Annotated in this window: 20 protein-coding genes; 5 read left to right on the top strand and 15 right to left on the bottom strand. The window is 58.7% G+C overall.

Features of this window, described 5'->3' with window-relative positions; translation table 11 throughout:
• Positions 1–421 precede the first annotated feature (421 nt).
• The 8 genes from DYL59_RS00540 to rplM form a co-directional block, all read right to left on the bottom strand.
• Positions 422–1,171, bottom strand: coding sequence for a FadR/GntR family transcriptional regulator (locus DYL59_RS00540; protein WP_135287403.1), 750 nt, complete (start codon positions 1,169–1,171; stop codon positions 422–424).
• A 158-nt stretch (positions 1,172–1,329) separates the two neighbouring features.
• Complete coding sequence (locus tag DYL59_RS00535; protein ID WP_135287402.1) at positions 1,330–1,749, bottom strand: ClpXP protease specificity-enhancing factor; 420 nt, start codon at positions 1,747–1,749, stop codon at positions 1,330–1,332.
• Between the two features lie 17 nt (positions 1,750–1,766).
• On the bottom strand, positions 1,767–2,384 hold the full coding sequence (locus DYL59_RS00530; protein ID WP_016971566.1) for a glutathione S-transferase N-terminal domain-containing protein: 618 nt from the start codon (positions 2,382–2,384) through the stop codon (positions 1,767–1,769).
• 146 nt (positions 2,385–2,530) lie between these two features.
• Positions 2,531–3,310 carry a cytochrome c1 gene (locus tag DYL59_RS00525; RefSeq protein ID WP_135287401.1) on the bottom strand — a complete coding sequence of 260 codons (780 nt, stop codon included), beginning with the start codon at positions 3,308–3,310 and terminating at the stop codon, positions 2,531–2,533.
• The gene (locus DYL59_RS00520) at positions 3,310–4,521 is read right to left on the bottom strand and encodes a cytochrome b (protein ID WP_135287400.1); all 1,212 of its coding nucleotides are present in this window, start codon (positions 4,519–4,521) and stop codon (positions 3,310–3,312) included. The genes DYL59_RS00525 and DYL59_RS00520 overlap by 1 nt, the downstream gene beginning before the upstream one ends.
• Complete coding sequence (gene petA, locus DYL59_RS00515; RefSeq protein WP_101266502.1) at positions 4,521–5,117, bottom strand: ubiquinol-cytochrome c reductase iron-sulfur subunit; 597 nt, start codon at positions 5,115–5,117, stop codon at positions 4,521–4,523. Before petA ends, DYL59_RS00520 begins: the two co-directional genes overlap by 1 nt.
• Positions 5,118–5,382: 265 nt before the next feature.
• On the bottom strand, positions 5,383–5,775 hold the full coding sequence (gene rpsI / locus DYL59_RS00510) for a 30S ribosomal protein S9 (protein WP_016971570.1): 393 nt from the start codon (positions 5,773–5,775) through the stop codon (positions 5,383–5,385).
• 14 nt (positions 5,776–5,789) lie between these two features.
• Positions 5,790–6,218, bottom strand: a complete 429-nt coding sequence (gene rplM, locus DYL59_RS00505) for a 50S ribosomal protein L13 (protein ID WP_003188508.1) — start codon at positions 6,216–6,218, stop codon at positions 5,790–5,792.
• A 248-nt stretch (positions 6,219–6,466) separates the two neighbouring features.
• Here rplM and DYL59_RS00500 point away from each other — a divergent pair, with 248 nt between their 5' ends.
• Positions 6,467–7,507, top strand: coding sequence for an NADP(H)-dependent aldo-keto reductase (locus DYL59_RS00500; RefSeq protein WP_135287399.1), 1,041 nt, complete (start codon positions 6,467–6,469; stop codon positions 7,505–7,507).
• A 126-nt stretch (positions 7,508–7,633) separates the two neighbouring features.
• On the opposite strand, the gene DYL59_RS00495 is transcribed toward DYL59_RS00500, so the two are convergent.
• Positions 7,634–8,770, bottom strand: a complete 1,137-nt coding sequence (locus DYL59_RS00495) for an acyl-CoA dehydrogenase family protein (RefSeq protein WP_135287398.1) — start codon at positions 8,768–8,770, stop codon at positions 7,634–7,636.
• 220 nt (positions 8,771–8,990) lie between these two features.
• On the opposite strand from DYL59_RS00495, the gene DYL59_RS00490 reads away from it, so the two are divergent.
• Positions 8,991–9,911 carry a GlxA family transcriptional regulator gene (locus DYL59_RS00490; protein WP_193557527.1) on the top strand — a complete coding sequence of 307 codons (921 nt, stop codon included), beginning with the start codon at positions 8,991–8,993 and terminating at the stop codon, positions 9,909–9,911.
• Between the two features lie 140 nt (positions 9,912–10,051).
• On the opposite strand, the gene zapE is transcribed toward DYL59_RS00490, so the two are convergent.
• From zapE to DYL59_RS00475, 3 genes are all read right to left on the bottom strand, one after another.
• On the bottom strand, positions 10,052–11,146 hold the full coding sequence (zapE, locus tag DYL59_RS00485) for a cell division protein ZapE (RefSeq protein ID WP_135287396.1): 1,095 nt from the start codon (positions 11,144–11,146) through the stop codon (positions 10,052–10,054).
• Between the two features lie 79 nt (positions 11,147–11,225).
• Entirely contained in the window at positions 11,226–12,581 is a 1,356-nt protein-coding gene (locus DYL59_RS00480) for a tryptophan--tRNA ligase (RefSeq protein ID WP_135287395.1), read from the bottom strand.
• 24 nt (positions 12,582–12,605) lie between these two features.
• On the bottom strand, positions 12,606–13,235 hold the full coding sequence (locus tag DYL59_RS00475; RefSeq protein ID WP_135287394.1) for an alpha/beta hydrolase: 630 nt from the start codon (positions 13,233–13,235) through the stop codon (positions 12,606–12,608).
• Between the two features lie 147 nt (positions 13,236–13,382).
• Between DYL59_RS00475 and DYL59_RS00470 the strand changes: the two genes are divergently transcribed.
• Positions 13,383–13,820 (top strand): Z-ring associated ZapG family protein, encoded by a 438-nt coding sequence (locus DYL59_RS00470; RefSeq protein WP_032886236.1) that lies wholly within the window; start codon positions 13,383–13,385, stop codon positions 13,818–13,820.
• A gap of 196 nt (positions 13,821–14,016) precedes the next feature.
• Here the strand turns inward: DYL59_RS00470 and DYL59_RS00465 are convergent, their stop codons facing one another.
• A complete protein-coding gene (locus DYL59_RS00465; RefSeq protein ID WP_135287393.1) occupies positions 14,017–15,741 on the bottom strand; it encodes an ABC transporter ATP-binding protein/permease in 1,725 nt (574 codons plus the stop codon).
• A 280-nt stretch (positions 15,742–16,021) separates the two neighbouring features.
• On the opposite strand from DYL59_RS00465, the gene DYL59_RS00460 reads away from it, so the two are divergent.
• Positions 16,022–18,610, top strand: coding sequence for a dermonecrotic toxin domain-containing protein (locus DYL59_RS00460; RefSeq protein WP_238340583.1), 2,589 nt, complete (start codon positions 16,022–16,024; stop codon positions 18,608–18,610).
• 128 nt (positions 18,611–18,738) lie between these two features.
• Here DYL59_RS00460 and DYL59_RS00455 read toward each other — a convergent pair whose 3' ends face one another.
• Both DYL59_RS00455 and DYL59_RS00450 read right to left on the bottom strand, forming a co-directional pair.
• Positions 18,739–19,299 carry a response regulator transcription factor gene (locus DYL59_RS00455; protein ID WP_003171731.1) on the bottom strand — a complete coding sequence of 187 codons (561 nt, stop codon included), beginning with the start codon at positions 19,297–19,299 and terminating at the stop codon, positions 18,739–18,741.
• On the bottom strand, positions 19,292–20,554 hold the full coding sequence (locus DYL59_RS00450) for an ATP-binding protein (RefSeq protein ID WP_135287392.1): 1,263 nt from the start codon (positions 20,552–20,554) through the stop codon (positions 19,292–19,294). Before DYL59_RS00450 ends, DYL59_RS00455 begins: the two co-directional genes overlap by 8 nt.
• 220 nt (positions 20,555–20,774) lie before the next feature.
• Here DYL59_RS00450 and DYL59_RS00445 point away from each other — a divergent pair, with 220 nt between their 5' ends.
• On the top strand, positions 20,775–21,485 hold the full coding sequence (locus tag DYL59_RS00445; protein WP_135287391.1) for an SIMPL domain-containing protein: 711 nt from the start codon (positions 20,775–20,777) through the stop codon (positions 21,483–21,485).
• Positions 21,486–21,570: the final 85 nt, after the last annotated feature.

The following is a 21,570-nucleotide window of genomic DNA, read 5'->3' as shown; positions in this document are numbered from 1 at the left end:
GTCAACAGCAATTCGTCGATGTTGTGCAATTGAGTGGGAGGGGCGGCGGGTCAGATAGGTGAGTGCGGCCTTTGACACCGCTTTCGCGGGCAAGCCGGTCCTACGGGAGGCTGGTGGTGCGCTCAGTTTCCGCGCGTGGCGCAGAGCCAGATGTGGGAGCGGGCTTGCCCGCGATAGCGATGGGTCAGTTAGCACTTGCACCGCCTGACACTCAGCCTTCGCGGGCAAGCCCGCTCCTACGGGGGGGCTGGTGGTGCGCTCAGTTTCCGCGCGTGGCGCAGAGCCGAATGTGGGAGCGGGCTTGCCCGCGATAGCGATGGGTCAGTTAGCCCTTGCACCGCCTGACACTCAACCTTCGAGGGCAAGCCCGCACAGTTGACCGGGTTCCAGTGGGCTTGATGGTGTGGGACTTCTTTCTCCCTCAACCACGCTGCGCTTCTGCCTCTTCGTGGGCATGGCGCAGCCGTTCACGGCTGTTGGTCAGGTGCAGGCGCATGGCCGCCCGTGCCGCATCCGAATCCCGGCGGGCAATCGCCTCATAGATTTCTTCGTGCTCACGGCTTAGGCGACTCATGTAGTGCTGCTGATCGTCATGGGCCAGGCGCGCCGAATTCAGGCGAGTGCGCGGAATAATGCTAGTACCCAGGTGAGTCATGATGTCGGTGAAGTAACGGTTGCCGGTGGACAAGGCAATTTCCAGGTGGAAGGCAAAGTCGGACGCCACCGCATCACCCGCATGCGCTGCGCTTTCATTCAGGGCATCAAGGGCGGCGCGCATGGCGGCCAGTTGTTCATCACTGCGGCGCAGCGCCGCCAGGCCGGCAGACTCCACTTCCAGGCTGATCCGCAACTCCAGAATCGCCAGCACATCACGCAGGGTCACCACCGTGGCGGGGTCAATACGGAAGCCACTGGGGCTGGGCGTGTCCAGTACGAAGGTGCCGATGCCATGGCGAGTTTCAACCTGCCCTGCGGCCTGCAGGCGCGAAATGGCTTCACGCACTACCGTGCGGCTGACCCCATGGGCTTCCATGATCGCCGACTCGGTGGGCAACTTGTCGCCACGCTTGAGCTCGCCGTCGCGGATTTGCTCGGACAACACCGTGACCAATTCCTGGGCAAGGCTGCGGCGCTTGCGGGGAAGACGAGGGGCGGTGTTGGTGTTTTCCATGATGAATCATCTTTCTCGGTGAGCTTGAGCAGGCATCATAGCTTATGGCTGTTGTACGATCACCGTTTGGGCGCGACTTTCATTTATATCCTGCGCGCAAAAAAATGCCCCGACGCAGGTCGAGGCATTTTCCAGGCTGGCCCGAAGGCACAACCCGCTTACTTCACCACTTTCAGGCTCGGCCGACCGCTGGGGCGCGGTGGCTCGGTATCCGGTGGCGGCATATCATCGCCGTCTTCGTTTTCGATCGCTTCGTCGTCCTCGAAAGGCGATTCCAGATCGAACACCATGCCTTGGCCGTTCTCACGGGCGTAGATGCCGAGAATGGCACCAATCGGCACGAACAGCGTATGCGGCACACCGCCAAAACGCCCTTCGAAGCTGACCGCTTCGTTGTCCATGTGCAGGTGGCGCACGGCACTGGGTGATACGTTGAGCACAATCTGCCCGTCACTGGCAAAACCCTGCGGTACCTGAACCGCAGGAAATTCGGAATTGACCAGCATGTGCGGGGTGCAATCGTTGTCCACAATCCACTCATAGAGCGCGCGGACCAGGTAGGGTCGACTGGAGTTCATCAGCGGCTCCTTAAGCCTTAGCGCATATCGCGTTCGACACCAGACAGACTCGCCTGGAAAGCCTCACGCGCAAACTGGCGCTCCATGTAATCAAGCAGCGGCTTGGCCGGCCGCGGCAGTTCAATACCAAGAATCGGCAAACGCCAGAGTATCGGTAATAGGCAGCAATCCACCAAGCTTTGTTCCTCACTGAGGAAAAAAGGTTTATCGGCGAACAACGGCGAAACGCCGGTCAGGCTCTCGCGCAATTCCTTACGCGCCTGTACACGAACGGCCTCCTTTGTACGCGAATCCAGAATCACATCCACCAACCCGCACCAGTCACGCTGGATCCGATGGATCAGCAGGCGGCTGTTGGCACGCGCTACCGGGTACACCGGCAGCAAAGGCGGATGCGGGTAACGCTCATCCAGGTATTCCATCACCACGGTCGACTCCCACAACGCCAGGTCACGATCGACCAGGGTGGGCAAGCTGCCGTAAGGGTTCACTTCGATCAGTTTTGGCGGCTGACGGCCCGCCTCCACACTGATGATCTCGGCGCTGACACCCTTCTCTGCGAGCACGATACGTACTCGGTGGGAATAGTGGTCGGCGGGGTCGGAGTAACAGGCCAACCGGTTGGTCACGCCCATGGCGGTCCTCCTCGCTTGAAATTATCGAAAGCTCAAAAACGAGCGCGCCCAGAGAGCATCTCTGTAACAACCGATTCAACCAGGTCGCTACGTATTCAGAGATGCCGCTGGGCGCGCAAGATTAACAGCAATTGCTTACGGTTGGATCAATGCACATCCTTCCAGTATTCGCGTTTGAGCAGATAGGCGAATACGAAGAAGAAAGCCAGGTACAACAACACATAGGTACCGATACGCTGGTGCTGCAGTTTGACCGGGTTGGCCGAGTAGGCCAGGAAGGTCACGAGATTTTTTACCTTCTCGTCGAACTGCTCGTCAGTCAGTGCACCGGGGGTCTCTATCGTCAGCTGGTCGCAGGCTTCATGAGTCAAAGGCGTGCCAGTCAACGGATCGTATTGCTTCTTGCCGTCTTCAACGACCTGAATCTGCTTGCATCCTACCACTTGCTTGCCCTGCAGGCCGACCAGAACGTTGGGCATGCCGACGTTCGGGAACACACGGTTGTTCACGCCATACGGGCGCGCCGGGTCTACATAGAAGGACTTGAGATAGCCGTAAAGCCAGTCAGTGCCACGTACGCGGGCCACCAGGGTCAAGTCGGGCGGTGCGGCCCCGAACCAGGTCTTGGCGTCAGCGGGCTGCATGCCGATGTTCATGTGGTCGCCGATCTTGGCACCGGTAAACACCGAGTGGCTGAGCATCACTTCATGAGGGATACCCAAGTCATCGGCAACCCGCTCGTAACGCTGGAACTTGGCGCTGTGGCAGCCCATGCAGTAGTTGGTGAACGTGCGCAGGCCGTCTTGCATGGCCGCCTTGTCGGAAACATCGATATCGACTTTTTCCAACTCCGGGCCACCGTGCTCGGCGGCGAAGGACAGGAGCGGCAGCGCCGCAAGCATCAATGCAACGAATAATTTTTTCATCAGCCAGTCACCCTTTCCGGAACCGGTTTGGTCTTCTCGAGCCGGGTGTAGAACGGCATCAGAATGAAGTAGGCGAAGTACAGGAAGGTGCAGACCTGCGACAGCAACGTGCGCTCAGGAGTCGGTGCCAATACGCCCAGAACACCCAGGATCACGAAGGAGATGCAGAACACCCACAGCCAGATCTTGCTCAGCCAACCCTTGTAGCGCATGGATTTGACCGGGCTTCGGTCGAGCCAAGGCAACACAAACAGCACCGCAATGGCCGCACCCATGGCGATTACGCCCATAAGCTTGTCGGGGATCGCCCGCAAGATTGCGTAGAACGGTGTGAAGTACCAAACCGGGGCAATGTGCTCAGGGGTCTTGAACGCGTTGGCTTGTTCGAAGTTGGGTTTCTCCAGGAAATAACCACCCATCTCCGGGAAAAAGAACACGATCGAGCAAAATACGAACAGGAACACGACCACGCCGACAATGTCTTTCACGGTGTAGTACGGGTGGAACGGAATGCCATCGAGCGGAACGCCGTTCTCGTCCTTGTGCTTCTTGATGTCCACGCCATCCGGGTTGTTGGAACCCACTTCGTGCAGCGCCAGGATGTGCAACACCACCAGGCCCAGGATCACGATTGGCAGTGCCACGACGTGCAAGGCGAAGAAGCGGTTGAGGGTGATACCAGAGATCAGGTAGTCACCGCGAATCCACTGGGTCAGGTCGTTGCCGATCACCGGAATGGCACCGAACAGCGAAATGATCACCTGGGCACCCCAGTACGACATCTGGCCCCACGGCAGCAGGTAGCCCATGAACGCTTCGGCCATCAGCGCCAGGTAGATCAGCATGCCGAACACCCACACCAACTCGCGCGGCTTCTGGTACGAACCGTAGAGCAAGCCACGGAACATGTGCAGATACACGACGATAAAGAACGCCGAAGCGCCGGTGGAGTGCAGCAGGCGCAAGATCGAGCCGTACTCGACGTCACGCATGATGTATTCGACGGAGGCGAATGCCTCTTCTGCCGACGGTGTATAGCTCATCGTCAGCCAGACACCGGTCACGATCTGGTTGACCAACACCAGCAGGGCCAGGGAGCCGAAGAAGTAGAAGAAGTTGAAGTTTTTTGGCGCGTAGTACTTGCTGAGGTGGTCTTCCCACATTTTAGTGGCGGGAAAGCGTGCATCCACCCAATCCATGAACTTGCTCATCAGGCCTTCTCCCCCTGGTCGACACCAATGATAACGATACTGTCAGTCTCGTATTGATGCGGCGGAACTGGCAGGTTCAAAGGCGCTGGTTGTGACTTGTAGACGCGGCCGGCCAGGTCGTAATGAGAGCCGTGGCAGGGGCAGAAGTAACCGCCAACCCAGTCTTTGCCAAGGTCGGCAGGCGCAACTTCCGGGCGGAATGTAGGCGAACAGCCCAGGTGAGTGCAGATACCGATCAGCAGCAGAATCTCTGGCTTGATCGAGCGAACTTCCTTATCGACGTAGGCGGGTTGGTCGGAATTCTTAGAGTCGGGATCAGACAGCTGACCTTCGATTTTCTTCAGATTCCCCAGGATCTCCTCGGTACGACGAACAATGAAGACCGGCTGGCCGCGCCACTCAGCAATCATCTGCTGGCCTGGCTCGATCTTGCTGATATTCACCTTCACCGGTGCACCTGCGGCTTTCGCCTTGGCACTGGGAAACCATGACCCCACGAACGGGACCGCAGCCCCCACCGCTCCTGCAGCACCCACCACGGATGTGGCTGCTACCAAGAAGCGACGCCGGCCTGCATTCACGCCGTCATTGCTCATTCAGTCCTCTCCCATCAGCTTTTTGGCCTGTTAAATCAGGCGTCTACTAAGTGTTGAATCTTTGCTTATAAAAATTTTGCCGAATGGTAATGAAAAGCCCACACTCTGACAAGGGAATTACCCGGAGGTAGGGTTCCAGGCCTTGTAGTATAGGGGCTCTACGGATGTGGCAAGTTGTCACGGCGATTTTTCTGCATAAATTGCAGGCAATAAAAAACGCCCAACTCCGTGAGGAGCTGGGCGTTTTTGTGGAACGTAAAGCGAATTAACGCTTCGAGTACTGCGGACGCTTACGCGCTTTACGCAGACCGACTTTCTTACGTTCAACTTCACGAGCATCGCGAGTAACGAAGCCAGCTTTGCGCAGAGCGCTACGCAGGGTTTCGTCGTAGCTCATCAGTGCGCGAGTGATGCCGTGGCGGATTGCGCCAGCTTGACCACTTACACCGCCACCGATAACGGTGACGTAGATGTCGAACTTTTCAACGGTCTCGGTCAGCTCCAGCGGCTGACGAACTACCATGCGGGCAGTTTCGCGGCCGAAGAAGTTGTCCAGGGAGCGGTTGTTGATCGAGATGTTACCAGTACCCGGACGCAGGAAAACGCGAGCGGTTGCGGTTTTGCGACGGCCAGTGCCGTAATTTTGAGTCGCCGACATAATGAACTATTCCGTTAAAACTTCAGTTCTTGGGGCTGCTGAGCAGCATGAGGGTGTACAGCGCCCGCATAGACTTTCAGCTTGCGAAACATATCGCGACCCAGTGGGCCCTTAGGCAGCATGCCTTTGACCGCGATTTCGATCGGGGCTTCAGGCTTCTTGGCAATCAGGCCTTCGAAGTTGGAAGACTTGATACCGCCTGGGAAACCGGAGTGACGGTAGTACATTTTGTCGCTTGCTTTGTTGCCGGTTACACGAACCTGCTCAGCGTTGATGATGACAATGTAGTCACCGGTGTCAACGTGAGGGGTGTACTCAGGCTTGTGCTTGCCACGCAGACGGCTGGCGACTTCAGTGGCCAGACGACCCAGGGTCTGACCAGCGGCGTCGACGACAAACCAGTCGCGCTGAACTGTTTCCGGTTTTGCAGTAAAAGTTGTCATTCTTTAATAGCCTCAGGGGCCGCCCTGTAAATTAGACGGCGGATCTTACTGAATAGTGCGTACTTTGACAAGTCAAAGGCAGCCGGATACAGACGCTATCGGGGGCTCGGGTCGGCGCGTCCGTTCAACGGCAAGATTCTTCGGCAGGCGGCGCATCACTTCCACTGCAGAAAGAGGTGGGCAATTATGCAGATTGCGAAAAAAAATTCAACCTGCTTTTATGATTGTTTTCCCTGAAGGAGTACCCGATGGATTATCGACAGCTGGGCCGTACAGATCTGAACGTGAGCGCGATAGCCCTGGGCACCATGACCTGGGGCGAGCAGAACAGCGAGGCAGAGGCCTTCGCACAGATCGAGCGGGCCAAGGCGGCGGGGATCAACTTCCTCGACACCGCCGAAATGTACCCGGTGCCGCCCAAGGCCGACACCTATGCCACCACCGAGCGTTATATCGGTAATTACTTCAAAAGCCGCGGCGACCGTGCCGACTGGGTGCTGGCCAGCAAGATCGCCGGCCCCGGCAACACCATCGACTACATTCGCGATGGCTACCTGCGCCACAACCGCAAGCACATCGCCGCCGCCCTGGATGCCAGCCTCAAGCGCCTGCAGACCGACTGGATCGACCTCTACCAACTGCACTGGCCAGAACGCAGCACCAACTTCTTTGGCCAGTTGAGCTACAAGCACAAGGACGAAGACGACCTCACGCCGCTGGAAGAAACCCTCGAAGCGCTGGATGAGCAAGTGAAGGCCGGCAAGATCCGCCACATCGGCCTGTCCAACGAAACCCCATGGGGCACCATGAAGTTCCTGGCCCTGGCCGAAGCCCGTGGCTGGCCGCGTGCGGTGTCGATCCAGAACCCCTACAACCTGCTCAACCGCAGCTTTGAAGTGGGCCTGGCGGAAGTCGCGATTCGCGAGCAATGCGGTCTGCTGGCCTACTCGCCCCTGGCATTCGGCATGCTCAGCGGCAAGTACGAAAACGGCGCACGACCAGCCAAGGCACGGCTGACCGAGTACAGCCGCTTCAGCCGCTACTTCAACCCGCAGTCGGAAGCGGCGTGCAGCCGTTATGTGGCACTGGCGCGCGAACACGGCCTGGACCCGGCGCAGATGGCGTTGGCGTTCGTGACCCAGCAACCGTTTGTGACCAGCAATATCATTGGGGCTACATCACTGGAGCAACTGGACAGCAACATTGCCAGTGCCGATCTGAAGCTGTCCAAAGAGGTGCTGGAGGGGATTGAGGCGATTCAGAAGGATCACCCGAACCCTGCGCCTTGATTGATCCTTAAGCCGCTTTCGCGAGCAAGCCCGCTCCCACATTTGACCGAGTTCCAACATGAGAATGCGGTCGAATGTGGGAGCGGGCTTGCTCGCGAAGAAGCCCTCAGCAGCACTACAAAATCATCACAGCGCCCGCGCAATAATCTCCTTCATGATCTCGTTGGTCCCCGCATAAATGCGCTGCACCCGCGCATCCGCCCACGCCCGCGCAATCGGGTATTCCCACATAAAGCCGTAGCCGCCGTGCAACTGCACGCACTCATCGAGCACCTTGCATTGCAGGTCCGTGGCCCAGTACTTGGCCATCGCTGCAGTGGGCACATCCAGCTTGCCTTCCAGATGCAATGCCATGCATTTGTCCACAAACACGCGGCCAATCTGAATCTCGGTGGCCATTTCTGCCAGCTTGAACCGGGTATTCTGGAAATCGGCAATCGCCTTGCCGAACGCCTTGCGCTCGCGGGTGTATTCCAGGGTCCATGCCAATGCAGCCTCGGCCGATGACAACGCACCAATCGCCACGGTCAATCGCTCTTGAGGCAACTCCTGCATCAAATACGCGAAACCCATGCCTGCCTGGCCCAGCAGGTTTTCCTTGGGCACGCGTACGTCCTGGAAAAACAGCTCGGACGTGTCCTGGGCCTTCATGCCGACCTTCTCCAGGCGCTTGCCCTTGGCGAAACCCGGCGTGTCCGCCTGCACCAGAAACAGGCTGGTGCCCTTGGCGCCGGCCTTGGGGTCGGTCTTGGCCACCACAATCACAAGCTCTGCCAGATAGCCATTGGTGATAAAGGTCTTGGACCCGTTGATCACATACTCATCGCCCTCCAGCACGGCAGTGGTTTTCACGCCTTGCAGGTCGGAACCCGCGCCCGGCTCGGTCATCGCAATGGCTGTAACCATCTCGCCAGAGATCAATTTGGGCAGGTACTTGTGCTTCAGCGCTTCGCTGCCGTAATGCAGGATGTAGGGCGCAACGATGTCCGAATGCAGGGAAAAACCGATGCCCGTCAGGCCCAACCGGCTGATCTCCTCGATCACCACTGCGCTGTAGAGAAAGTCCGCCCCCAGCCCGCCATATTCCTCAGGCAAGTGGGAGCACAGCATTCCCGCCTCCCCCGCCTTGCTCCACAAGCCACGGTCGATATAGCCCTGCTTCTCCCATTGCGCGTGGAACGGCGCGGCGTCTTTTTCGAGAAGGGTGCGCACGCTGTCGCGAAAGAGTTCGTGCTCAGGGCTGAACAAGGTTCTGGGAATCATGGGTCACCTGCGTGGATTGTCGGACAAGGACGAGCCCACAGAGCCTATGCCGCGAAGGCAGCACGGGACACTGGACACATGCGACAAAAAATAAGACGATCCAGCCGTCTGGTGACCACTTTCCCCTATAAGAATAAATGAAATTATGTCTAACCAAATCTCCACGCCCTTGCGGCGCGTCAGCATTTTGGCCATTGATCGGGTATTTGCTTCCACCCTCATGCAAGCCAAAGATTTTTTCCACCTCGCCAGCCTGCGATACGGCAAGCAACAAGGCCTGGGCCTGACCCCCGCGTTCGAAACGCGCCTGGTCAGCCCCGATGGGCAATCGGTGAGCAGCTTCAGTGATGTGATCATGCCGGTGGACGGCGGCCTCGAAGACGCCGATATCATCGTGCTACCGGCCTTTTGGGACGACTTCGATGCCCTGTGCAGCCGCTACCCCCAGGTACTGCCCTGGCTGCGTGAGCAGCACGCACGCGGCGCGGTGCTCTGCGGCGAAGCCACCGGGGTGTTCTGGCTGGCCGAAGCCGGTCTGCTCGATGGCAAGGAAGCAACCACCTATTGGCGTTTCTTCAACGCATTCAGCGAGCGCTTCCCACGGGTCCAGCTCAACCAGGACAAGCACCTCACCGACGCCGACAACCTGTATTGCGCCGGCGGCACCACCTCGGCGTGCGACCTGTACATATACTTGATCGAACGTTTCTGTGGCGCCAACATCGCCCAGGCCGTGGCCCGCGACATTCTTTACGAAGTGCAGCGCAGCTACTCGCCGGGACGCATTGGGTTTGGCGGGCAAAAGCTGCACCAGGACGTGATCATCCTGCAGATCCAGCACTGGCTCGAAGAGCACTTCGCCGACAAGTTCCGCTTCGAAGACGTCGCCAGGGAACATGGCATGAGCATCCGCAACTTCATGCGCCGCTTCCAGACCGCTACCGGTGACAAGCCGCTGCATTACCTGCAACGCCTGCGCATCGAAACGGCCAAAGGCTTGCTCTCGGGCAGCCGCAAGAGCATCAAGACCATCAGTTATGAGGTGGGTTACGACGATGCGAGTTTCTTTGCGCGGTTGTTCAGGCAGCACACCGAGCTGTCGCCGAACCAGTATCGGCAGCAGTTTCAACAAGCCGCATAGGCAAGGATGCACACAAGGCAAAATGTGGGAGGGGGCTTGCCCCCGATGGCAGTGTGTCAGTTAGTACAACTGGCACTGATACACCGCTATCGGGAGCAAGCCCCCTCCCACATTTGATCTCCATTGATCTGGAGAGTGGCTTAAGGTTTGTGGCCGCGCGACAGGAACTCGTGGGATTGCATTTCCAGCAACCGGCTCAAGGTACGCTGGAACTCGAAGTTCAAACGACCGCCGGTGTACAGGTCCTTGAGCTCGACCTCAGCCGAAATAATCAGCTTCACGTTCCGGTCGTAGAACTCGTCGACCATGTTGATAAACCGTCGCGCGATGTCGTCGGTGGTCACGCCCATTTGCTCCACACCGCTCAAGATCACCGCATGGAAGATCTTGCCCAGCTCGATGTAATCGTTCTGGCTGCGTGGCCCGTCGCACAAGGCGCGGAAGTCGAACCAGGCCACGTCATCGCAGGTGCGCAGGGCAACGATTTCGCGGTTTTCGATCATCAGCTTGTCGTTTTCCACCGCCTGGGTGCATTCCGGCGTCAGCGCACGGAAGCTTTTTTTCAGGCTCTCGTGGGCCGCTTCGTTCAGCGGGAAGTGAAACAATTCCGCTTGCTCCAGGTGACGCAGGCGATAGTCCACGCCGCTGTCGACGTTGACGATCTCGGTGTTCTGCTTGATCAGCGCAATGGCCGGCAGGAAGCGCGCGCGCTGCAGGCCGTCCTTGTACAGGCCGTCGGGCACGATGTTCGAGGTGGCCACCAGGGTCACGCCGTTCTTGAACAGCTCTTCCATCAGGGTGCCGAGGATCATGGCGTCGGTGATGTCGGAAACGAAGAATTCATCGAAGCAGATCACCCGCGCTTCGTCGGAGAAACGCTTGGCGATGATGGTCAGCGGGTTTTTCTCGCCCGGCAGGGTTTTCATCTCTTCGTGTACGCGCTTCATGAAGCGGTGGAAGTGCGTGCGGACCTTTTCCTTGAACGGCAGCGCTTCGAAGAAGGTGTCTACCAGGTAAGTCTTGCCCCGGCCGACGCCGCCCCAGAAGTACAGGCCTTTGACCGGTGTCCGGTCTTTCTTGCCGAACAGCTTGCCGAGCATCCCTGGCTTGCTTTGCGAGGCCGCGACGAGGTCGTCGTACAGGCGCTGCAAATGACGCACCGCCGTTTCCTGGGCCGCGTCGTGGAAGAATTCAGGGCGTTTCAGATCAGCTTGGTATCGTTCTAGGGGCGTCATAATTTCGTTAGCAAGGCAACAAAAACGGGCCGTCACTGTAACGACGGCCCTGATTAATGGCAATCAACCCTTCGTCGGGTCAATCCTCGATTGGGGTCAACGCAATGCGCAGGGCTTGGATGGCGGCATCGCGGGTCGCGCTGTCGGCGAACTGAGCACTGTCGGCCACTGCCGCGTCGTCCAACCACACGCTGAAACCCAGGGCTTCAGGGCGTACGTCCAGCATCACACCACTTTGCAGTTGCTTGGTCACAGCGCCTGCGGCCTTGCCGTCAGCGAAGTTGCGCGACAGCAGCAACTGCTCACCATCGGCGGCCAGCAGACGGAAGCGGAAGCTGCCATCGTCTTCGCGGAAGCTCACAAAGCGCGCGGCTTTCGCGGCTTTCTTCTTGGTCGCGACCGGTGCCGCAGCCTGCTCGATGAACGAACGCAGGCCCACCGCCTCACGCAGCTCGGCCAGGAACGGCGCCGCCACGGCACGGGCTTTCTTAGCGCCGATCAGCAACAGGTCTTCCATGTCCGCAGGGCGCGACATCAGTTGGTGGTAACGCTCGCGGGCTTCGCCCAACTGGCCGTCGAGCAGTTGGAACAGACGATTCTTCGCCTCGCCCCAGCCCAGGCCTTGCAACAGTTCGGCGCGGAACTCTTCTTCCTGGGCCTTGCTGGCGAACGCCTGGAACAGGGTGAACAGATGGGAGTTATCCGGGTCTTTGGCTTCGCCAGGGGCGCGCGAATCGGTGACGATGCGCGAGATCGCGTCTTTCATGTCCTTGGCGCTGGTGAACAACGGGATGGTGTTGTCGTAGCTCTTGGACATCTTGCGGCCGTCCAGGCCCGGCAAGGTGGCGACGCTTTCTTCGATCAGCGCCTCGGGCATGGTGAAAAACTCTTTGCCCTTGCCGAACAGGTGGTTGAAACGCTGGCCGATATCGCGGGCCATCTCGACGTGCTGGATCTGGTCGCGACCCACCGGCACTTTGTGCGCGTTGAACATCAAGATGTCCGCCGCCATCAGCACCGGGTAGCTGTACAGGCCCATGGTGATGCCCGCGTCCGGGTCTTCGCCGGTTTCGACGTTTTTGTCCACCGAGGCCTTGTACGCGTGGGCGCGGTTGAGCAGGCCCTTGGCGGCAACACAGGTGAGCAGCCAGGTCAGCTCGGGGATTTCCGGGATGTCAGACTGGCGGTAGAAGGTCACCCGGTTTACATCCAGGCCACCGGCCAGCCAGGTCGCGGCGATTTCCATGCGCGAGCGCTGGATGCGCTGCGGGTCATCGCACTTGATCAGGGCGTGGTAGTCGGCCAAAAAGTAGAACGAGTCGGCATTGGCATCCTGGCTTGCGAGGATCGCCGGGCGGATCGCACCGGCGTAGTTGCCCAGGTGCGGCGTGCCGGTGGTGGTAATGCCGGTGAGGATACGGGTACGAGTCGTCATGGGTAATCGCTTATCAGACTGCTATCAATTCGAGAGGCGCGGCAGCACCAGATCCTTGAGATCGGTGAGCTTGCCATGAAAAAAGTGCCCGCATTCTGCCACTTTCAGCAGCTCATGGGGGCGATTCAGGGCGGCGGACCAGTCGTAGACGGCCTGCGGGTCGACCACTTCGTCGGTTTCTGGCTGGATCAGGGTCAATGGGCAGCCCTGGGGCAACACATCGGTATCACGCAGGCGCATCACCGCAGCCGCCACCATGAACAGGTGCGCAAGTTTTTCGCCTTTGGCTTCCAGGCGCCCGCCGAGGCTGGCAGCCACATAGCCACCAAAGGAGAAACCGAGCAGTGTGATGGGCAAATCCGGGTGCTTTTCCCGCAGCCAGGTGGCGGCCGCTTCGGCATCGTCCACTTCGCCGGTGCTCATGTCGTGGGTGCCGGCACTTGCGCCGACGCCTCGGTAATTGAAACGCAACGTAATCAAACCGGCATCGCGGGCGGTGCGTTGCAGGGTCGAAACGACTTTATTGAGCATGGTCCCACCCTGCACCGGGTTGGGGTGGCAGATCAGCGCCAGGCCCCGTGGTTCGGGGTGATCCAGGTACAGGGCTTCCAATTGGCCCACCGGGCCATCGATCAAAACGGGGGTTTCACGCATGAGCAAGGAATGAACTCCGTGACCTCTCAATGGGTCGACTCGTCTAGCTAAAAGTCTGTGCTTGGCATCATTGCGAGCTTAATCGCGGTATACAGCGCAGGTTTGAGCCGTTAACGTAAAGCAAAGCCGTTTATAGAGGAAGGACTCGTGGAACACTCGCTCTTAGTTTGGTTGTTGCCGACTCTTGCCCTGGTTGCCGGTGTCGCCATTGGATTCCTGGTTGCTCGCCTGCTGCCGAATGCCGCGCCTAACCGCACGCAGCGTCAGTTGGATGACATTCAGGAACGTTTTGACAGTTATCAGAACGAGGTTGTTACCCACTTCAACAGCACCGCCAACCTGGTCAAGAAGCTCACCCAGAGCTACCAGGAAGTACAAGATCACCTCGCCGATGGCGCTAACCGCCTGGCTCTGGACGACATCACCCGCCAACGCCTGCTGGCCGCGCTGCATTCCGATGCGCCGCAAACCCCACGCGAGCGCCTGACCCCGCCACGGGAAAACCAGGAGCCACCACGGGACTACGCGCCAAAAACGCCGAACGCCCCCGGCATGCTGGATGAGCATTACGGCTTGAAGAAGTAAGTTTTCTTAAAGCACTAAAAAGCCCGGCTGATCGATGATCAGCCGGGCTTTTTGTTGGCTTCATTCTACAGAACAGTGCAGATCCAATGTGGCAGCGGGCTTGCTCGCGAAGGCGGTGTGTCAGTTACAGATGGGCTGACTGACACACCGCATTCGCGAGCAAGCCCGCTCCCACAGTTTTTTACCGCGTGCAGCCTTAAGCCGGTTGTTGTTCCTGCAACAACCCACCCTCGATCCGCACATGCCGCCCATGGAAGCGCTTGAGGCTGCTGCGATGGCCGACGCTGACAATGCTCAAGCCCGGCAATTCATCGATCAACGCCTGGTACAGCGTTGCCTCGTCCTCTTCGTCCATGGCCGAGGTGGCTTCGTCCATGTACAGCCACTGCGGCGCGAACAACAGTGCACGGGCGAACGCCAGACGCTGCTGTTCACCCGGCGACAACATGCGCTGCCAATGGTTGGCCTCGTCAACACGGCCGATCAGATGCGGCAAGCGACATGTCTCCAACACCTGTGCATAACGCTCTGCCGGGTAAACGCTGTCGTCCTGTGGATAACTCAACACGGCCTTCAACGTACCAATCGGCAGATAAGGCTTTTGCGGCAAGAACAGGTAACGCGCCGCTGGCAGACGAATACTGCCGTGGCCGGCCGGCCATAAATGACCCATGGCACGCAGCAAGGTACTTTTACCGCTGCCGGAACGCCCGCTGAGCATCACCCGCTGGCCGGGCTCAACGCTCATGTCGGCATCGGTGAGCAGGTGGCGGCCATCGGCCAGGTCCATACCCAAGCCTTGCACCACCAAGCGCTCACCTTCCGAACGCACATCGATGGCCGGTGGGCGTTGCTCGTTGTCCGTCATCGCTTGATGGAAACTGAGCAGACGATCACTGGTAGCGCGCCATGCAGCCAAGTCTGAGTACGCGCTGATGAACCAGCTGAAGTTCTCCTGCACATTGCCGAACGCCGAGTTGATTTGCATCAGCTCGCCCAACTCTATCTTGCCGGTGAAGTAGCGCGGCGCGGCGACGATAAACGGGAAGATGATCGCAATCTGGCTGTAACCAGCGGTGAAGAACGTCAGGCGCTTGGACACTTTCATGATGTCCCAGAAGTTGTGCCAGACCTTGGCGAAGCGCGCACTCAAGCGCTGATTTTCATTCGGCTCGCCGTTGTACAGCGCGATACTTTCAGCGTTCTCCCGTACCCGCACCATGGAGAAACGCAGGTCCGCTTCGAAGCGTTGTTGTTGGTTGCTCAGGCCGATCAAACGGCGACCAATCAAATGCGTCAACCAGCTGCCCACGGCGGCATACAGCAGCGCGCACCAGAACATATAGCCGGGGATGGTGATACCAAACACGTCGATACTGCCCGACACGCCCCACAAAATGATGGAGAACGACACCAGGCTGACCACGTTGCGCAGCAACCCCAGGCCAAGGCTCAAGGTGTTGGAGGTGAAACTGTTGAGGTCCTCGGAAATCCGCTGGTCCGGGTTATCGGTGTAACCGCCCTGCTCCAATTGGTAGTAGTTCTTGTGGGCCAGCCAACGCGCAAAGTGCTTCTCGGTGAGCCATGCACGCCAGCGGATGGTGAGCATCTGGGTCAGGTACAACCGGTAAACGGCGCCCAGGATGGCCACCGCAGCGATCCCACCGAAATAGCCGATCAGTTGCCAGAAGGCGGCGGTGTCCTTCTTTTCCAGGGCGTTGTAGAAGTCTTTGTACCAGTGGTTGATCCACACGGAGATCGCCACGCTGAACAGCGACAGTGCAATCACCGCCGCCAGCAGCATCCAGGCCTTGCCCTTCTCTTCACTGCGCCAATAGGGCGTGATCATCGCCCAGGTTCGGCGAAAAAATTGCCCACGCACCGCGTCATTGACCGCGGAATACTCAGCGTTCTGATTCATCGTTCAGGCTCTGTAAGAAAATGTGACAGGCGTTTGAACCGATCATAGACGATCGGTTCAGGGCACCGTGCCACCTGAAGCAGGTCGTTCAGACTTCGTTCAGCGGCGTGCCGGACGTAGCCGGAGGGCGCGGGGTTTCTTCCGTGAGGCCAGGTCCTACTTCAGAGCGCGCAAAAGCTCATACCTGCAGTGGAACCCTGCTTACTCAGCAGCCACACAAAGGCCGACTGGTATCCCAATAAACGTCGAGACATTCCTTATGCGAATCATGCCCTCCCCCATGGATCCTTATCGCCTGCCAACTCAGCCAGAACTGCCGCCCGACAATAACGCCCATCAGGCAACAAGCACGCATCAGCGCTATAAACGTACAACCGACACCCGCCTGCCTGACGGTCATACATCGACACAAGCATTCAAACCTGCGCGTCACTCCACAGGCAGCGCAAACAATGATGTCGGCCTCTCTTACGATCCCGGCAATGGGGTTGGCGTCGGACAAAAAGCGCCCGTAACGGTCAATCCAGGCACCAACCCCCGCATCGACGCCATCGCGGAGCAAATCTCTGGAGAGTTCAACAGTGTCGAGCAGGAAGCCTCAATCTTTCTCAACAACTTGTTCGCTGAAAAAAAGGCAAAGGCAACAAACCCTGCCGAGAAAGATACGTGGAATGTCGACCCCGACAATACTTACCTCGTCACGTTCGATTACAACACCACCGGCGAAAGGCCTTACCCGGCGAAGATCATCCAAAAGATCTCGCTGACACAGGCGCTCATAAAAAATGCTCAAGACACTCCAAAAGGCAAAGGTTATCCCGTGCCCTTTTACGCGGGCGGCCCGGAGGTCATCCTCAAGCCTGAACTGCAAACCCTCAAGCCTGCGACATTCGACTTTTCAAGCCGCTTGAACCCCCAAAGCGAACAGGCTGACATCACCCACACCTACCAAGGTATCTACATAGAATCGGAGGATGAGCCTGCACCGGTTTACAACGCAGGAAACCAAAGCCTGATCACACCGGATGAGTTCAAGGCGTTAATTTGGAAGGCCGACTACCAAAAGCCTTACAAGGCGTTCCTGGATAGTTTCTGGAGCAGCCACAAAGAAAAATACCCAGCGGTGGCCAAGGCATCCTTTATCAAATCAGCCATCACACAACAGCTGGAAGGCAGCCTGGCCCCAGAGGGTCGCGACTTGATCTTGCGGGCGGCAGGCGTACCAGATGTGCAGGCCTCATGGCCCGACATCAACGTTGAAGACTTACAAAAGAACCCGCCCAAAGATCCTAGTATCGACATGGGTTTGCTGAAACTCGGTCGCTATCAATCCACCGACCTGGTGTACATAACCGATACCAGGAAAACCCCAGCGCTCACCCTGCTTTACATACCCGGAAATTCCTCCCCCATTCACAGCTTCAGCAGCCAGGCTGAAATGAAGGCTTGGCTTGCCAGGGAAATGGCTGACCCAGTCAAACGCAATGCCCTGGCCTCGCACTTTGCATTGAAAGACAAGCCCAATGGCTTCACGGTGTCGGGGGTAGATGAGACGTTGGCCGGCCTCGGTACGTGGCCTCAAAAACGGGAAACCCCAGGCGGACTATTGAGCTACGACCATCGAGCGTTCAGTGGTTTTTGGGATCCACAGCAATACATCACGCTCGAACCTTACAACTTAGCGTTCGACGAAGTCGCCAAACGTCAAAAAGATCGTTCCTATGCCGATGCCGATGTAAAGATCCACAGCGATGCAGACCTGACTAAAGACAAGGTCCTCTCAGGCCTGGAAAAGACAACCAAAGCGGCACTGTTTCTCACCCCCCTGGCCCTGGTAGTGCCTGAAGTCGCGTTGGCGCTGGATGCTTTCTATCTGGTGGACGGCGCCGTCACGACCGTTATCGGCATCGACGACACCGTACAGGGCAAACCGAATGGCACTGAACGGATTGTGTTTGGCGCCCTCAATGCGGCCCAAGTGCTGACTCCCCTTCTTGTGCGCAACTTGGTTAAACCTGGCGAGCACAGCATTGAGACACTCTTGCCGAACAAATCCGGCCCGCATGAGGAGCCTGCACCCGGCAGCTCCAAACGAAGTGATGGGCCCGAATCGAACGCGGTTTTCGATACCTCCGACAGCCAGCGCCAACTACCCGACTACAGCGCCCATGCAATGCCCGATGATTTCCTTGAGGGCAAGCCGAGAAGAGGAGACGGCACCTATCAAGTCGGCGATGACTTTTACGTCAAGTTCACCGACGGTACGGGTGAGAGCAGAGCCTTTGAGGTCGAACGGTTTTACAAGGGCAACGGCAGCCCTATCCGCGTGATTGACCCCGTTAACAAGACGCAGGTGATGATGTTGGTGCCGACAGAAAACGGCGAATGGCGATTGGCCAATCTGGAGGGAGGGGTGAAGAGCAAAGTGCCTTCGGTTGCAACCAAACCACCCTTGGTCAATCACCCGGATTGGCAAAACAGACTGGATTCGGGTGAACACAACGGACAGCCCGTTTACATTCACTACACCAGCAAGGCTGGCGCAGAAGCGATCGCCAAGGACCACAGCATCAATGATTTGGCCCGTGGCGAGAGGCGTGCGGGCTCAAAGGGCGGGGTGTACGTCAATCCGCCCGGCCAGCAGTTCAACGCTGACAACGTTGAAAACCTCTTATTTCTGGGGAATGAACGCTACACCGGCAGTGGTGACTATATGGTGATATTCAGCACCGATCAGCCGCCAACGAACCTGGGCCCCGTCACGCAAGGCAGCCCGGTCGTTGAGCTTAAAATGCCCAGGGAAATCAAACTGACTGCATCGAACTTGCTGTATCTAGGGCCCAATACGTTCCCCGACTATTTCGCCTGAGCGCGCCCGGTATAAATGAGGCAATGATCAAGGAAAATGCTGCAAGAGCCAGACCCCTCTCCGGCAACGGCGGCTTGTGGCAAAGGCGCCCGAACGCCCCTTGATCATGCCCACACTGCAACCCCTGTTCAGCGCCGTACGGGACGCTTCTGCAACTTGCGCTGCAAGGTGCGGCGGTGCATGCCCAAGGCGCGGGCAGTGGCAGAGATGTTGCCTTCATGCTCAGTGAGTACACGCTGGATGTGCTCCCACTGCAGGCGGTCCACCGACATCGGGTTTTCCGGCACCAGGGTGTCGAGGTCGGCGTGCTCGGAGAGCAAGGCGGCCAGCACGTCGTCGGCATCCGCCGGCTTGCACAGGTAGTTGCAGGCGCCGCGCTTGATGGCCTCGACAGCCGTGGCAATGCTGGAGTAACCGGTGAGGATCACTACGCGCATTTCCGGGTCGAGTTCCAGCAGCTTGGGCAACAGCACCAGGCCCGAATCGCCGTCCATTTTCAGGTCGAGGGCGGCGTAGTCCGGCAGGTCGGCCTGGGCGATGGTCAGGCCCTCTTCGGCAGACCCTGCAGTGCTCACGCGGAAACCGCGACGGCTCATGGCCCGCGCCATCACGCGGGTAAAGGTGGCGTCGTCATCTACCAGCAACAGATGCGGTAGTTCTTCGCCTTCGACTTGGATCTCGTCACTCATCGATATCTCCTCGTGCGACACGGGGCAGGCGCAGCTCGGTGAGCGTGCCGCCTTCCTCATGACTATAGAGCTTCACTGAGCCGCCCGCGCGGGTCACGCTGGCCTTGCTCAAAAACAGGCCCAGGCCGAAGCCTTTGCCCTTGGTGGTAAAGAAAGGTTTGCCGATCTGCTCGGCAATGGCCAGCGGCACGCCCGCGCCGTGGTCGCGAATGCTGATGGTCACGTCTTCTGCGTCCCAGTCCAACTGCACGCCCAAACCCTCGGGGCAGGCGTCGGCGGCATTGTTCAACAGGTTGAGCAGGGCCTGGGTCAGGTCTGGCGGCGGCGCCATGCGTGGCACCGCGCCCTGGCCCAGCAGGTTGAAGCGGTAACTGGCTTCGGGGCGCATCAGGTGCCAGCGGTTCAGGGCTTCGTCGAGCCACTGGGTCACGTCTTGCATCTCCACCGCCAGGCGGCGGTTGGCTTCAGCGGCGCGCACCAGCTGCTGCAGGGTTTGCTTGCACTGTTTGACCTGTTCACGCAGCACGCCGAGGTCTTCTTGCAGCGCCGGATCGTGGTGGTCCTGGGTCATTTCATTGAGCAGTACGCTCATGGTTGCCAGCGGCGTGCCCAGTTCATGAGCGGCGCCGGCGGCCTGGGTGGCGACAGCCAGCAGCTGTTGGTCGCGCAGGCCTTCTTCACGGCGAATGGCGCGCAGTTCTTCCTGGCGGCGCAGTTCTTCGGCCATGCGAGCAGCAAAGAAGGTGATAACGGCAGCGGACAGCGCGAAGCTCAGCCACATTCCGTAGATCTGCAGGTTTTCCCGCGCGATGGGGAAGGTTTGCAGCGGATAGAAGCGCGCCAGCAACAGGGTATACAGCGTGAGGGCGATCCCCGACAGCACCACCGAATAACGCCACGGCAACGTCACCGCCGCAATGGTCAGTGGTACCAGGTAATAAGAGACGAACGGGTTGGTGGAACCGCCGGAGAAGTACAGCAACACACTGTGGATAAACAGGTCGCAGGCCAATTGCAGCGCGTATTCCAGCTCGGTGACCGGCCAGGTGGTGCGCAGGCGGATCGCGGTAAACACACACAGCACGGTGGAGAAGCCCAGGGTTACGCCCAGTTGTAGCCACGGCAGCGGCAGCAGGTCAAACCAATAGGCGAGCCCCACGGAGCCGGCCTGTGCGGCCAGAACCAGGGTACGGATAAACGTCAGGCGCCAAAGGTTCTGGCGAGTGGCGGAAGTGAGTTTTACGGCGGCGAGCATGAGCTCTCCCGGTGAGCGCTGCAGGCGGATCGGCAGGAGTATAAACGATGCCGGCCGGCTGGCACGGCGTGTGTGGCTCTTTGCCGCAGGCTGCGGTAGATGACCGTTCGTCGCCACCTGGGCATTTGTTGCGAATGTGTAAACCCGAAGAACCCGATGCCAGCGTCTACAGTCATACCGAACACGGCTATACCTACACAGCCACTCTCAAGGAGCTCTCATGTCTCGTTTCACTCGCAGTGCAGCCGTCATCACCCTCGGCGTCGCCACCCTGACCAGCCTCCCTGCCCTGGCCGCCGATGCGCTGAACTACAACCAGATTTCCCTGCGCGCCGAGGTCAGCCAGGAGGTTGCCCGCGACAAGATGATCGTGACCTTCTACACCGAATCCCAGAACAGTGACCCAGCCAAGCTCGCCGCCGAAATCACCACCACGATGAACAAGGCCCTGGGCCAGGCTCGCGAAGTCAAAGGCGTGACCCTGCGCCAAGGCAGCCGCAACAGCTACCCGATCTACGACAGCAAGAACCAGAAGATCACCGGCTGGCGCGAACGCGCCGAACTGCGCCTGGAGAGCGCAGACTTCCCGGCGCTGTCCAAGCTCACCGGTGAACTGCTCAACACCCTGAAAATGGACAGCATGGACTTCGCCATCGCCGACACCACGCGCAAGGCCAGCGAAGATGCGCTATTAAAAGATGCGGTCGCGGCGTTCAAAGCACGCGCGCAACTGGCCACCGATGCACTGGGCGGCAAGGGCTACAAGATCGTCAACCTGAACTTCAACACCAACGGGTATCCACAGCCGTATGCGCGTGGCGGGATGATGATGAAAGCAGCCATGGCCGATTCAGCGCCCACGCCTGAAGTAGAGGCTGGCACCAGCCAGGTCACCATGAGCGCCGACGGGGTGATTGAAGTTCTGCAATAAGTACGGTTATCGATAGTAAAACGGCGCAGCTTCATGGCTTGCGCCGTTTTTTTGTAGGCAGGAGTGCCCGCAATCGCAATGCGCG

The sequence above is a fragment of the Pseudomonas kairouanensis genome (assembly GCF_004682055.1).
GTDB classification, from domain to species: Bacteria; Pseudomonadota; Gammaproteobacteria; order Pseudomonadales; family Pseudomonadaceae; genus Aquipseudomonas; species Aquipseudomonas kairouanensis.
The sequence above is the reverse complement of the archived record's forward strand: the minus strand, read 5'-3'. Positions and strand labels throughout refer to the sequence as shown.